The sequence below is a fragment of the Haemophilus sp. CCUG 66565 genome, assembly GCF_001679495.1.
Classification (GTDB): Bacteria; Pseudomonadota; Gammaproteobacteria; order Enterobacterales; family Pasteurellaceae; genus Haemophilus; species Haemophilus haemolyticus_K.
In genome coordinates, this window is sequence record NZ_LZOX01000001.1 from 106,461 (window position 1) to 121,480 (window position 15,020).

Annotated in this window: 11 protein-coding genes; 5 read left to right on the plus strand and 6 right to left on the minus strand. The window is 36.1% G+C overall.

Annotated elements, in window-relative coordinates; genetic code table 11:
• Positions 1 to 33 precede the first annotated feature (33 nt).
• Positions 34 to 1,344 carry a phosphopyruvate hydratase gene (gene eno / locus A9501_RS00530; protein ID WP_005635098.1) on the minus strand — a complete coding sequence of 437 codons (1,311 nt, stop codon included), beginning with the start codon at positions 1,342 to 1,344 and terminating at the stop codon, positions 34 to 36.
• A gap of 190 nt (positions 1,345 to 1,534) precedes the next feature.
• Positions 1,535 to 3,172 (minus strand): glutamine hydrolyzing CTP synthase, encoded by a 1,638-nt coding sequence (pyrG, locus tag A9501_RS00535; RefSeq protein WP_065264504.1) that lies wholly within the window; start codon positions 3,170 to 3,172, stop codon positions 1,535 to 1,537.
• A 575-nt stretch (positions 3,173 to 3,747) separates the two neighbouring features.
• Between pyrG and A9501_RS09775 the strand changes: the two genes are divergently transcribed.
• From A9501_RS09775 to A9501_RS00550, 3 genes are all read left to right on the plus strand, one after another.
• On the plus strand, positions 3,748 to 3,876 hold the full coding sequence (locus A9501_RS09775; protein ID WP_257006465.1) for a hypothetical protein: 129 nt from the start codon (positions 3,748 to 3,750) through the stop codon (positions 3,874 to 3,876).
• Between the two features lie 484 nt (positions 3,877 to 4,360).
• The gene (locus A9501_RS00545; RefSeq protein ID WP_065264506.1) at positions 4,361 to 6,514 is read left to right on the plus strand and encodes a hypothetical protein; all 2,154 of its coding nucleotides are present in this window, start codon (positions 4,361 to 4,363) and stop codon (positions 6,512 to 6,514) included.
• A 247-nt stretch (positions 6,515 to 6,761) separates the two neighbouring features.
• The gene (locus A9501_RS00550; protein ID WP_065264507.1) at positions 6,762 to 6,950 is read left to right on the plus strand and encodes an efflux RND transporter permease subunit; all 189 of its coding nucleotides are present in this window, start codon (positions 6,762 to 6,764) and stop codon (positions 6,948 to 6,950) included.
• 87 nt (positions 6,951 to 7,037) lie between these two features.
• Here A9501_RS00550 and A9501_RS00555 read toward each other — a convergent pair whose 3' ends face one another.
• Positions 7,038 to 7,544: a single-stranded DNA-binding protein gene (locus tag A9501_RS00555; protein ID WP_065264508.1), complete on the minus strand. Its 507-nt coding sequence runs from the start codon at positions 7,542 to 7,544 to the stop codon at positions 7,038 to 7,040.
• Positions 7,545 to 7,696: 152 nt separating this feature from the next.
• On the opposite strand from A9501_RS00555, the gene uvrA reads away from it, so the two are divergent.
• On the plus strand, positions 7,697 to 10,528 hold the full coding sequence (gene uvrA / locus A9501_RS00560) for an excinuclease ABC subunit UvrA (RefSeq protein ID WP_065264509.1): 2,832 nt from the start codon (positions 7,697 to 7,699) through the stop codon (positions 10,526 to 10,528).
• Between the two features lie 103 nt (positions 10,529 to 10,631).
• Here the strand turns inward: uvrA and A9501_RS00565 are convergent, their stop codons facing one another.
• Complete coding sequence (locus A9501_RS00565; protein WP_065264510.1) at positions 10,632 to 12,050, minus strand: sucrose-specific PTS transporter subunit IIBC; 1,419 nt, start codon at positions 12,048 to 12,050, stop codon at positions 10,632 to 10,634.
• A gap of 150 nt (positions 12,051 to 12,200) precedes the next feature.
• Positions 12,201 to 13,079 carry an EamA family transporter RarD gene (rarD, locus tag A9501_RS00570; RefSeq protein ID WP_065264511.1) on the minus strand — a complete coding sequence of 293 codons (879 nt, stop codon included), beginning with the start codon at positions 13,077 to 13,079 and terminating at the stop codon, positions 12,201 to 12,203.
• Between the two features lie 118 nt (positions 13,080 to 13,197).
• Between rarD and A9501_RS00575 the strand changes: the two genes are divergently transcribed.
• Entirely contained in the window at positions 13,198 to 13,659 is a 462-nt protein-coding gene (locus tag A9501_RS00575) for an Lrp/AsnC family transcriptional regulator (RefSeq protein WP_065264512.1), read from the plus strand.
• 38 nt (positions 13,660 to 13,697) lie between these two features.
• Here the strand turns inward: A9501_RS00575 and nhaA are convergent, their stop codons facing one another.
• Entirely contained in the window at positions 13,698 to 14,861 is a 1,164-nt protein-coding gene (gene nhaA / locus A9501_RS00580; RefSeq protein ID WP_065264513.1) for a Na+/H+ antiporter NhaA, read from the minus strand.
• Between the last annotated feature and the right edge of the window lie 159 nt (positions 14,862 to 15,020).

Here is a 15,020-nt window from a genome sequence, read left to right on the forward strand (position 1 = left end):
TGCGGTGAGATTTTACAGTAAATTCAGCGTGAATTACGCTTGACCTTTAACCGCTTTTAAGCCTGGGAATGCTGCTGGAGTACCCGCGCGTTCTAATGCTTCTTCAATACGGATTAATTGGTTGTATTTCGCAATACGGTCAGAACGGCTCATAGAACCAGTTTTGATTTGACCTGCTGCTGTACCAACCGCTAAATCAGCGATGGTTGCATCTTCGGTTTCACCAGAACGGTGAGAGATCACAGCGGTGTAACCTGCATCTTTAGCCATTTTGATTGCGGCTAAAGTTTCAGTTAAAGAACCGATTTGGTTGAATTTGATTAAGATAGAGTTCGCGATACCTTTTTCGATACCTTCTTTTAAGATTTTAGTGTTAGTTACGAATAAGTCGTCGCCCACTAATTGAACTCGGTCGCCTAACACTTTAGTTTGGTATGCAAAACCTTCCCAGTCAGATTCATCTTGACCATCTTCGATAGACACAATTGGGTATTGTTTAGTTAATTCTTCAAGATAGTGTGTGAACTCTTGAGAAGTGAATGAACGGCCTTCGCCTTTCATTTCGTATTTGCCAGTTTCTTTGTTGTAGAACTCAGAAGATGCGCAGTCCATCGCTAAAGTAACGTCTTTACCTAATACATAACCTGCTTTTTCTACAGCTTCTTTGATACATGCTAAAGCGTCTGCGTTAGATGCTAAGTTAGGTGCGAAACCACCTTCGTCACCAACTGCTGTGCTCATGCCTTTAGATTTTAATACTTTAGCAAGGTTGTGGAATACTTCAGCACCGATACGAAGTGCTTCACGTAATGTTTTCGCACCAACTGGTTGAATCATGAATTCTTGGATATCCACGTTGTTGTCGGCGTGTTCACCACCGTTGATGATGTTCATCATTGGTAATGGCATAGAGTAAACGCCTGGCGTGCCGTTTAATTCTGCGATGTAAGCGTAAAGTGGTAAACCTTTAGACGCTGCAGCTGCTTTTGCGTTTGCTAAAGATACCGCTAGGATAGCGTTTGCACCAAAGTTAGATTTGTTTTCAGTACCGTCTAAATCGATCATGATTTGGTCGATTTCAGCTTGGTTAGATGCATCTTTACCAAGAATTGCTTCAGCAATTGGGCCATTTACTGCTGCTACAGCTTTTAATACGCCTTTACCCAAGAAACGAGATTTGTCACCATCGCGCAATTCTAATGCTTCGCGAGAACCAGTTGATGCACCAGATGGAGCCGCAGCTAAACCAACAAAACCACCTTCTAAGTGAACTTCAGCTTCAACAGTTGGATTACCGCGTGAGTCGATGATTTCGCGACCAATCACTTTAACGATTTTTGCCATTTTTATTTTCCTCAATTAAGTTAATTAAAACGGGTTAGGCGAGCCTAAAACAGGCGATATGATAAAGCTATTTTGAGATTTTGTCTTGTAAAAAATGCGTATGCTTTGATCTTTATCTATTTTTACAAAATAAAAGAGCGGTGAAAAAATTCGTTGTTTCTCACCGCTATTTTTACTCTAATTTAATCCATTACTTCAAAGATTGTTTGTGATTTTCATAAGCTGCTTTTACAAAGCCTGCAAACAACGGATGACCATCACGAGGCGTAGAAGTAAATTCTGGATGGAATTGGCAAGCGACAAACCAAGGATGATTTGGCACTTCGATAATTTCTACCAATTTTTTATCTGCAGATAAACCCGTTACTTTTAATCCTGCTTTTTCAATTTGTGGAAGCAAGGTATTGTTCACTTCATAGCGATGACGATGACGTTCTTCAATAGTTTCTTTGCCATAAAGCTCGCGAGCACGACTACCAGACACCAAATGACATTGCTGTGCGCCTAAACGCATTGTTCCACCAAGATCAGATTCATCGGTACGTACTTCTGTATTACCATCTGCATCTTGCCATTCCGTGATTAATGCAACCACAGGTTGTTCACAATCTTTATCAAACTCAGATGAATTTGCTTTAGTTAAACCTGCTACATTACGAGCATATTCAATCAACGCGATCTGCATACCTAAGCAAATGCCCAAGTAAGGGATTTTGTTTTCACGTGCATATTGTGCGGTACGAATTTTACCTTCCACACCACGATAACCGAATCCACCAGGAACAAGAATGCCATCAATGCCTTTTAATACTTCAACACCTTTGGTTTCAACATCTTGGGAATCAATATATTTAATGTTAACGCTTAAACGGTTCGTTAAACCTGCATGTTTCAATGCTTCATTTACAGATTTATAGGCATCGGGTAACTCAGTATATTTACCCACCATCCCAATGGTCACTTCACCCACTGGATTGGCTTGTTTGTAAAGCACTTGCTCCCATTCAGAAAGATCCGCTTCAGGGCAAGTTAAACGGAAACGTTCACAGACAAAATCATCTAAACCTTGAGATTTTAATAATGCTGGGATTTGATAAATAGAATTTACATCTTTTAATGAAATGACGGCGCGTTCTGGAACGTTACAGAATAAAGCAATTTTCGCGCGTTCATTTGGCGGAATCATACGATCTGAACGACAAATCAACACATCAGGTTGAATACCAATAGAAAGCAATTCTTTTACAGAATGTTGAGTTGGTTTAGTTTTTACTTCACCCGCCGTTGGAATATAAGGCACTAAAGTTAAGTGCATAAATAACGTATGTTCACGACCAACTTGAACGGCTAATTGACGTAATGCTTCTAAGAATGGAAGTGATTCAATATCCCCAACGGTACCGCCCACTTCAACAATCACAACATCGTGACCTTGAGCACCAGCAATAACGCGATCTTTAATTTCATTGGTAATATGTGGAATCACCTGAATTGTTGCACCAAGATAATCGCCACGACGCTCTTTACGTAATACTTCAGAATAAATTTTACCTGTAGTGAAGTTATTACGTTTAGTCATTTTCGTGCGGATAAAACGCTCATAGTGACCTAAATCTAAATCTGTTTCTGCACCATCTTGAGTGACGAAAACTTCCCCATGTTGGGTTGGGCTCATCGTACCTGGATCCACATTAATATATGGATCTAATTTCATAATGGTTACGTTTAAACCACGAGCTTCTAAAATTGCCGCCAATGATGCTGCCGCAATGCCTTTACCTAACGATGAAACCACACCGCCAGTGACGAAAATATAATTTGTAGCCATAGGGAACCTAATCTGTATTGGGATATAAATGATTATAGCTAATCATCTTACAGACAAAATCAACCGAAAGTGCGGTCAAAAATCGAAGATAACTAGCTATCAAAGACGGGACGGTAGTTTACCTGATTTAGAAAATTATCTCAATGAAAACCCTGAGAAAAAAGAAAACCATCAAAAGATGGTTTTCAAATTATTTTAATTAAAAAGGTTGTTTCTATATTATTTATGAATGCAAATTATAAATCAATATGTTGTGTTTATTTTAGATATTTGTTAATGTAAATGCGTAAAATAAAGCCCTAAAAGATTTAGAGTGATATTTTTACAATATGAAGTATAGTATTTGAATCTGACTATTTGTCTTATTTTACTTCTATTCTTTTCCCGATATCTTTGTTAAAAACGGATTTGCAGGAAAAAGCTCAAGTGCTTGATCACACGGCAAGAGAGCAAATTCGCTTGTTTTCCTCCCAAATTGACCAAACAAGTTGTACAGGCAAAGTGCGTTTCGGTTGTAAAATCCAGCTAAAATCACGCTCGGTACACCAGCCCTAGCCTTAATCAAACTGATCGAAATGCAAGTCCAAACCACCTTGCTTTTGAGTGTAGTCAATTTGAACACCGATGTAACCGCCTTTGTGATGGTGGTCAATCACAATAAACAAACAGAACGCCACCTGATTAGCTTAGGCGAAGTCAATTGAGGTAGGGCAGAAATTCTATCAGGCTTGGAAATCGGAGAACAAGTGGTGAAAAAGGCTGGAGAGTTGATTAACGAAGGAGATCGAGCTGAGCCGATTGTGAAGTAACAAGGAATATACACAATAGAAAGGATATGTTGAGTATAGATACGCTGCTAATTTTTCAGGCACTTTGAAAAGTGCGGTAGGATTTTCACGAAATTTTGTGATTGTAAAAATTTTGTAAAATTCTACCACTTGCAGTAGAAATGTTTTTTTGTTGAGCATAATATCGTGCCAGATGTGGAAATGAAAAATGTGTAAGATATCAATACTGTTTATAGGCGTATATGAAATCGCTTGGTGATTGATGTGGGAAGTTTGAAGGGGTAAAAATCCATTTTGTGCGAGAAAAACATCGTTTTCAGAGTTAGAAACGGTGTTTTTGACTATCTATGGATTATCACAATACCACAATATCACTTATTTTTAGACTGAGGTAATTGACATGAGTAAAGATTTTGACCAAATTTCAAAAAAAACAAATTATTTTTTCAATATAAAATATATTATTGTGCATGATGATGAATATTCTTATGTTGATGTTCTGGAAAAAATTTTAAATTTTCCTTGGGATGTAAGAGAGATATTTGAAAATAGTAGTGATACAATACACAATTGCATAAAACAAGGGGTTATCAACCCAAATTACATTTTTATTCACAAAAGAGATACTCAGAAAATAGAGGAAGAATACAATAATCACCTTTTCTGCCTAATCATAAGAATGGATAATTCTCATAATTTAGGAGAGCCTAAAAGTAGACTAATAGAATTTATATTAAGAACACAAGGTAAATTTTATCATACTATTTCAGAATTAGATATTGTAAATTTTGATCAAGTTTGTAAAAATTTTAATATTAATTCCTGGATTATAAAGAGAGTTCATGACTTTACAAAGTTAATCTCTTATAAGCTTATCGATATTAATTCTTTACTTTCTGGAAAGATAAGCCATTTAAATAAAAAAGAGCAAGAAATCTTAGTTAAATCCATGCAGTTAATGGAGCAGTTTAACCAAAGTAATTTTAATATAATTGATAATGAAAAAAGTGTTAGTTTAAATGATCTTTTTGCAAATAAGAGTTTATTTTCTTTATCGAGACCTGAAATACATGAAGGGTTAATATTTCATTTATTTGAACATAAATATTATTATTACGGGAAGTACTCAAAGGATTTTGAGTTAACAAAAGATGTCAGAAAATTAGCATACTCAAAATTTGAAAATCAAACTATTAAAGATTTAAAAGATAGATTATTGTTTCCTTTATTTTATGCAAGAATAAATAATTTTTTATTTTTCTCATTGGATTACAATATCAACTATATTAGACAAGAAGTTAATATAATTTCTACACATTGCAGAAATGATGGTGAAAATAGAAAATCATTATCTCATTTGATAACAAGTCTAGATAAAAAAATGAAGGGTTATGATGGGATTATATCTTTAATAGACTTTCTTAAAGATAAAAATGTAAATTTTCATTTAAAACTATATAGTTCTTTACCTATTGGCTGGTTAAATATCAATGGTTGCCCATTGGCTTTAAAGCATTATTATAGCTTGTTACCTAGGCATGAATATAAATTATCCATGCCCAAGACCCTGGTTATGATAAAAAAAGAACCTTTAAAAATTCTTATCATTAGAAGTTTTGATAAAAATGACCCATTAAAGAATTTGATGGAGAATACCTTAAATATAAGACCTAAATCAAGCGAACAGATAAGTGATAAAATCACGCAGATGATAAATAGTAATACCGATTATTTAGAAGAATCTACTAATTTGAGAGATTTTACAGATAAAATAAGCAACTTAAAAGATAAGGATTTATATGCAATATATAGATTTGTAGATGTTTGTTCTGAAGACGATTTGGTATCTACATTAAATCAAGCTACTGAAAGTATTTTAATATTTGATTGTCATGGCAAAAAAATTGATGATAAAGGCAACTACGGATTGTATTTATATGGAAAAGCCGTTAATCTCAATGATTTGAGAGATAAAATTAAGAAATTACCTCCAATTGTAATATTTAGTACTTGTGATAGTTTCCCATTAAATGCTAATCAAGAAACATCTCCAGCACAAAGTGTGATAAATTTAGGTGCTTACGTTTCTATTGGTACTTATTTACCCATCAATGGAAAACAAGCTAGTATTGCAATCTATAGATTAATACATAGATTGCAACAATATGTTGATATAACCATTAACATTTCGGGTAAAGTAAGTTTTATTAATGTTTTTCAAGGCTGGTTTATTATGGAATATGTTCGAGAGGTATTATTTACTATGATAGATGATAATTTAACATCAAAAGAAATTGCTTTTTTAAAAATACTTCTTGAAATAAATTGTCTTATAAACCCTTTACAACCTAACTGGTTTGATAAATTTTTAGAAGTTTTAAAAGAAAATATAGAATCCTTTTCTACAAAGGATGATGTTATTTCTTATTTGAGTAAAAATATAGCTTTGACAGATTCCATGAAGTATATCTGTGTTGGATTTCCTGAAAAAGTTTGGATATCAAATAATGAAAGTGAATTTAATAAAGATATTTATGATGTTATTCAAGTATAAGTGTTTGTGCTTGATATGCTGCTCAAGGTAGCATGTTGCCTATTTGCCATATTATAAAAATGAGCAATTTGTAAACCTTTGCACCTATGATTTACTCTATAACAGAGCGGTCAGACTTTCCCAAAATTTCGCAATCTGCAAACAATTCAGAAAATCTCACCGCTTCCTTTCCTACCCTAATCCCTCACTTAAAATAAGTCTTACAAGTTACTAAAATCACTGATAATTAGTAATTTTAAGTTCTATTATGAATTTCAAAATCTCATCTTGGGTAATTCGTTATCCTATTCCGATTATTATATTATTTTTGCTTTTAACCATTCTTGGTATTCCTACTTTTCAAACCTTGCCGATTAATGCCTATCCTGATATGCGGTTTCCGATGGTGAATATTACGGTGATGCAAACGGGGGCGTCGACAGATGAATTGCTGTAATAAATGTAAAAAAGAGAGCCCTTGTCATTAAAGGGCTCTCTACACGTATATATATTTTATTTGCAGTTATTCTGTATATGATGGAATTCAGAACGGAATATCGTCATCGAATCCGTCCATTGGTGGCTCAGCCTGTGGTGCAGCTTGTTGTGGCGCTGGACGAGATGATTGGTAACTACCACCATTGTTAGTTTGACGAGCTTGGTAAGAGGGTTGTGGTGCAGATCCCATATCACTAGAGTAGTAGCCACCAGCTTGATTACGAGCACCAAGCATTTGCATTACATCACCTTGAATTTCTGTGGTGTAACGATCTTGACCATTTTGATCTTGCCATTTACGCGTTTTTAGACGACCTTCTACATATACTTGAGAGCCTTTGCGTAAATATTCACCACAAATCTCTGCTTGACGACGATAGAATACAATGCGGTGCCATTCCGTTACTTCACGGCGCTCGCCAGTATTGCGGTCATTCCAGCTTTCGCTAGTCGCTACGCTAATATTTGCTACGGCATCGCCATTCGGCATGGTACGAATTTCAGGATCATTGCCTAGATGACCCACAATAATGACTTTATTAACTCCAGCCATAAAAAACCTCATTTTTTATCTAAAAAAGTACGGTTATTTTGCCTGAAATTTTTCAAAAGATCTATATATTTTAACTGGATATTTGCACAGATATTAAAATATGCGATAATGATCGCAGAATTTAAACTTATTTCATCCTTTTGAGTTATTTTATGGAAAATATCGATATTCGCGGGGCCCGAACCCATAACCTGAAAAATATAAATCTAACTATTCCACGCAATAAACTTGTGGTGATCACTGGGCTTTCAGGTTCGGGAAAATCCTCTTTAGCGTTTGATACACTTTATGCAGAAGGGCAGCGCCGCTATGTTGAATCTCTTTCGGCGTATGCCCGTCAGTTTTTATCTTTAATGGAAAAGCCTGATGTGGATTCTATTGAGGGACTTTCCCCTGCAATTTCCATTGAACAAAAATCTACCTCACACAATCCACGTTCTACGGTGGGAACAATTACCGAAATTTATGATTATTTACGTTTATTGTTTGCTCGAGTAGGTGAACCGCGTTGTCCAGATCATGATGTTCCATTAACGGCACAAACGATTAGTCAAATGGTGGACAAAGTATTAAGTTTGCCAGAAGACAGCAAGATGATGTTACTTGCGCCAGTTGTCAAAAATCGAAAAGGTGAACATGTTAAGATTTTAGAAAATATTGCTGCACAAGGTTATATTCGTGCGCGTATTGATGGCGAAATTTGCGATTTATCTGATCCGCCTAAATTAGAGTTACAGAAAAAACATACTATTGAAGTGGTAGTGGATCGCTTTAAAGTGCGGTCAGATTTAGCAACACGTTTAGCGGAGTCTTTTGAAACCGCATTAGAGATTTCAGGTGGCACCGCGATTGTGGCAGATATGGATAATCCGAAAGCGGAAGAATTAGTTTTTTCGGCAAATTTTGCTTGTCCGCATTGCGGTTATTCTGTGCCAGAATTAGAACCTCGTTTATTTTCCTTTAATAATCCAGCCGGAGCTTGCCCTACTTGTGATGGTTTGGGTATGCAACAATATTTTGATGAAGAGCGAGTGGTACAAAATCCAACTATTTCCCTTGCTGGTGGTGCGGTGAAAGGTTGGGATCGTCGTAATTTTTATTATTATCAAATGCTCACCTCATTGGCAAAACATTATAATTTTGATATTGAAGCCCCTTATGAATCTTTACCAAAGAAAATTCAACACATCATTATGCATGGCTCAGGTAAAGAGGAAATTGAATTCCAATATATGAATGATCGGGGGGATGTGGTTATTCGCAAGCATCCTTTTGAAGGTATTTTGAATAATATGGCTCGCCGATATAAAGAAACGGAATCAATGTCGGTGCGTGAAGAATTAGCAAAAAATATTAGCAATCGACCTTGTGCAGACTGTGGAGGATCTCGGTTACGACCAGAAGCGCGTAATGTGTATATTGGAAAAACGAATTTACCGATGATCGCGGAAAAAAGTATTGGTGAAACGCTCGAATTTTTCACCGCACTTTCTTTAACAGGTCAAAAAGCGCAAATTGCGGAAAAAATTCTTAAAGAAATCCGCGAGCGTTTGCAGTTCTTAGTCAATGTTGGTTTGAATTATCTTTCTCTTTCTCGTTCTGCTGAAACTCTTTCAGGTGGTGAAGCACAACGTATTCGCCTTGCTAGCCAAATTGGTGCGGGGCTTGTTGGTGTGATGTATGTATTAGATGAACCTTCTATTGGCTTGCACCAACGTGATAATGAACGCTTACTTAACACATTAATTCATCTGCGTAATCTTGGTAATACGGTAATTGTCGTGGAACACGATGAAGACGCGATTCGTGCTGCTGACCATATTATAGATATTGGGCCTGGTGCTGGCGTGCATGGTGGGCAAGTTATTGCGCAAGGAAATGCCGATGAAATTATGCTGAATCCAAATTCCATCACAGGGAAATTCTTGTCGGGCGCAGATAAAATCGAAATTCCTAAAAAACGCACCGCACTTGATAAGAAAAAATGGCTCAAACTTAAAGGGGCATCAGGCAATAATTTAAAAAATGTAAATTTAGATATTCCCGTTGGCTTGTTTACTTGCGTAAGTGGTGTATCAGGCTCAGGAAAATCAACACTCATTAATGATACTTTATTTCCACTTGCGCAAAATGTGTTAAATCGAGCGGAAAAGACGGATTACGCACCTTATCAATCTATCGAGGGATTAGAGCATTTCGATAAAGTTATTGATATTAACCAAAGCCCTATTGGACGCACGCCACGTTCAAATCCAGCCACTTATACAGGCTTATTTACTCCGATTCGTGAACTTTTTGCAGGAGTGCCAGAGGCGCGTGCGCGTGGTTATAATCCAGGACGTTTTAGCTTTAACGTACGTGGTGGACGCTGTGAAGCTTGTCAGGGCGATGGTGTACTCAAAGTTGAAATGCATTTTTTACCGGATGTTTATGTCCCTTGCGACCAATGTAAAGGTAAACGCTATAATCGCGAAACCTTAGAAATTCGTTACAAAGGTAAAACGATTCATCAAGTTTTAGATATGACGGTGGAAGAGGCTCGCGAGTTTTTTGATGCGATTCCAATGATTGCAAGAAAATTACAAACCTTGATGGATGTGGGATTATCCTATATTCGATTAGGTCAATCTTCTACAACACTTTCAGGCGGTGAAGCGCAGCGCGTTAAGCTAGCTACGGAGCTTTCTAAACGTGATACAGGTAAAACTTTGTATATTCTAGATGAGCCAACGACTGGTTTGCATTTTGCTGATATTAAGCAATTACTTGAAGTACTGCATCGATTACGCGATCAAGGAAATACTATTGTCGTCATTGAACACAATCTTGATGTGATTAAAACGGCAGACTGGATTGTCGATCTTGGCCCTGAAGGGGGAAGCGGTGGCGGACAAATTATTGCTACTGGCACGCCTGAAGAAGTTGCTAAAGTCGAAGGATCTCATACTGCCAGATTCCTTAAACCAATTTTGGAAAAACGTTAAGAAAATAACCGCACTTTGATCTGACGTGCGGTTATTTTTTGATATATTTCTAGCAGAAATTTATCTTTTTGATTCTTATTGTGATTTGTTTGATGTAATGAGGTTATTTAGTATGTGCACGTCTTACAAATAAGAAAGATAAGCTGAATGCCACAACAAACGAAATAACCATTCCTATACTATACATTGCCAAACTGTCCGGTTTGATAGATGGGATACCTAAGAAACCAGCGGCACCCAATGCAATCGCTTTTACGTTAAAGAATGCAATAAATGCACTAGCTAACCCAGAGCCAATCATCGCAGCAATAAATGCTTGGCGGTAACGTAAATTTACGCCAAACATAGCGGGTTCTGTGATACCTAATAATGCAGAAATACCTGAAGGTACAGCTAATCCACGAATTTTGGCATCTTTTAATGCTAAGGCTACACCTAAACAAGCTGCGCCCTGTGCAATATTTGACATTGCTGCAATTGGGAAGATGAATGTTCCTCCAGTTTGTGTGATTTCGGCAAGCAATTGAGTTTCTACTGCGATAAAGGTTTGATGCATACCTGTAATGACAATTGGTGCATATAAAGTACCGAAAATCGCTCCACCAAAGAAACCTAATGTATCATATAACCAAGTTAATCCAGCTGAAATAAGAGAGCCAGCCTCTCGACCAAATGGACCAATTACCGTAAATGCAAGGAAACCCGCAATAAAAAGTGAAAACATTGGGGTGATTAAGTTATCTAAATAAGATGGTATAAATTTACGGAAATTCTTTTCTAATGTTGCTAATACCCAAGCCGAGATAATTGTTGGAATAACTGTTCCTTGATAGCCAACTTTTTCAATTTCAAGACCAAATACATTCCAGTATTTAATATTTCCTTCCATCAATGTTTTTGCATAATTCCAGCCATCAGATAATGAAGGATGGACTAAAAGCATACCTAATGCTGCGCCTAAGAAGGGATTTCCACCAAATTTACGTGTTGCTGAAAAACCAAGTAATACAGGTAAGAATACAAACGGTGCATTTGCAATTGTATTGATGAAATCAACTAAATCAGATATTTCAGGATACTTTGTGACAACAGAATGATTATCCCAAAAGAAACCGATAGAGGTTAGCATTGAATAAAGTCCCATTAATAGACCTCCAGCAACGATAGCTGGAATAATTGGGACAAAAATATCGGCTAAACCTTTTACTATACGTTGTAGTAAATTCTGTTGCCCTAAGGCAGCTTCTGCAACTTCAGCTTTACTTATATCACCAATACCAAGTTGTTTTGTAAGTTGTTCATGAACTTTATTGACCGTACCTGAGCCAAAAATAATTTGGTACTGACCCGCCACAGAGAATTGGCCTTTTACCCCTTCAATTGCTTCGATACCTTCTTTATCCACTTTGCTTTCATCGTTTAATACGATACGTAAACGTGTTGCACAGTGAGCTGCTGTAGCAATGTTATTTTTACCACCAAGTTTTTCAATCACTTGTTCAGCTATTTTCGGGAAGTTCATAGATTTTCTCCTCATTTAAATAGAAATGGCGCGATTTTAGCCGAAAGGATTAAAACAGGCTAGAGTGAAATGATCCTATAAGGGGAATTTTATTGTTATAAAGGAACAAAGCTGATAGTAAGTAATCATATAATGTAATTAATAATTATCTCACTTTTTTATTAATCCATTTAATCCTAACAAGCCTAAGCTTAGCCAAATAGGAATGTAGGTGAAGTAGTCACTTATCGTCATTGGAATATTTAAAATAAATACTGCAACTAAAAATAATAAGACTGGTTCGATATAGCTTAATACGGCAAAAATGCTAACAGGAATTTGCTGGCTAGATTTTAAATTTGCAGAAAGTGAAACTGCACTGACAATTCCTAGTGCTGGTAATAAGTACCAGTAGTGAAAATTATGAAGCATCAAAGACAAACTATCGCTTTGGTAAGATAAATAAATGATAGAAGGAATGGATATTAAGATGACATCAAGGGTAATGCCTTGCAAGGCAGGAATTTTCATGGCTTTTCTACTTAAATAGTAGAAGGGATATACTGCACAAACCCAAAGGCTTGTCCATGAAAAACTTTGTGTATGCCAGAGTTCATGGAATACACCACAAGCGGCAAGTAATAAAGCAATTTTTTGAGTGGATGATAATTGTTCCTTAAGCCAAATTCTTCCAAATAGAGCCATCACAAGCGGAAAAAGAAAGTATCCCATAGCAATATTTACACCTTCATTATTAAGCGGTGCCCACATAAATAGCCAAAATTGACTTCCAGCATCAAATGTACCGAGTAAGAAAAGTATCCAACGTTTCCAGTTATAGCCAAGTATGTTGGTTATTAAATGTAAAATTGATTTACAACCAATTGTTGGAAATAAAATCAATAATAGACCAAATATCATTGTTACCATTCGCCACGCGAAAACGTCAGTTCCACTTAATGGTTGTAACCATAAGCTGAATAAATAAAGGACACCAAATAAAAGTTGAGAAAAGATGCAAAGCAATATGCCTTGAGTCATTAATTTCATTGAAAACTCCATCATTGAAGATGAAATTATTATAGGTTGTTATAGAAATAAAAATTCTCAATTTATGAGGTTTTGTGATAAATTTTATCCATTTGGCCCGATTTGTGAGAAAATTTTTATGAATTCCCTTGATAAATTAGATCGAGATATTCTAAATGCATTACAACAAGATGCAACGATACCTTTAAAAGAATTGGCCGTAAATGTTAATAGTTCTATTGCAACCTGCCAACGACGAATTCAATTTTTAATAGAAAAAGGCGTGATAATTAAACAAGTGGCTATTGTTTCTCCTAAAGCTGTAGGACGGACAATTAGTGTATTTGTGATGGTGGAAATGAACAATCAACATTCTTATTATCAAGAGCAGTTTGAGCGTAAAATGAGACAAGAATCAGATGTTGTCAGTTGTTATGAAATTTCTGGAGATTATGATTTTATGTTGCTATTACATGTTAAAGATATGGAAAGTTATCATGCGTTTACTCGTCGTGTTTTAACAGGGGAGTATCATGTGCGTACTTTCAAAAGTTTATTTGTAATGAATTTTACAAAGGCGGATAGTGGTATTGTGTTATAAAGTGCGGTGAAAAATCACCGCACTTTGCAATTATAATGCTAAGGCTTCGTCGTTTGTTTTAAACAAAAATAGCCGATGATGGCAGAAATAGTTGATCCTAATAAAATACCTAATCTTGATAGAGTATTTATAGTTTCACCTGCGTCAGCCTCAAATGCAAGGCTTGCGAGAAACATTGACATTGTAAAGCCAATTCCACACAAAAGCGCAACGGCAAAAATTTGTTTAAAATTAACACCGTTAGGTAATTTGGCTAAACCTAATTTTACGGAGATATAGCTAAAGCTAAAAACACCTACTGGCTTGCCTATAATTAAGCCAAGTGCAATAGCTAATAATAACGGGGAAGAGAGCATTGTGAAATCGAGTCCTTCAAAGCTTACCCCGGCATTAGCAAAAGCAAATAGAGGCAGAATAATAAATGACGACCAAGGGGCGAGGATATGTTCAAAATCATGTAGTGGTTTTTCACCATTTTTCCCATTCAATGGGATACAAAAGCCAATAATTACGCCAGCTAATGTTGCATGAACACCTGATTTTAAAACGGAAGCCCATAAAATTGCCCCAACAACCATATAGGCACATAGTGCAGAAACTTTGAATCGGTTTAATAAAACTAATGCGATAATAGCGATAGCTGAAAAGAAGAGTGCTTGCACGCTTAATCCATGTGAAAAGAATAGGGCTATGACAACGATAGCACCTAAGTCGTCTATAATAGCGAGCGCTAGCAAGAAAATTTTGAGTGGAAGTGGAACTTGTTTACTTAGCAACGCCATAATGCCAAGAGCAAAGGCTATGTCTGTTGCCATAGGAATCGCCCAACCATTCACTAAACTAGGATCTTGTTTAGCAATGAACCAATATACGATAGCGGGAATAATCATTCCTCCTATTGCGGCTATAGCAGGGAAAATAGCTTGTTGGTAGCTAGAAAGTGAGCCTTCAAATAATTCTTTTTTGACTTCCATACCGACCAATATAAAAAATACAGCCATAAAGCCATCATTGATCCAATGAATTAATGTTTTATCGATTGCAAAATGGCCAATTTGTATGCTTACGGGTAAATTTAAGAAGTTATTATATTGTTCACTTAATGGTGAATTGGCCAATAACATTGCAGCCACAGCAGATAAAAGTAATAAAATTCCACCGGCAGATTCTAATTTTAAAAATCGCTGGATAAGTTGTAACACGTAATCCCCCTTCAAAAATCAATAACAAAAAATTAACAAAGGGCGCATACTAGCATATTTTTATATGAAATGGGGAACGAGAGAAAGATTTTGCCAGCATTTTGTATGAATTGCTGATAATATGAATTATATTGTGATGAATATCTCATTTTTCGTATT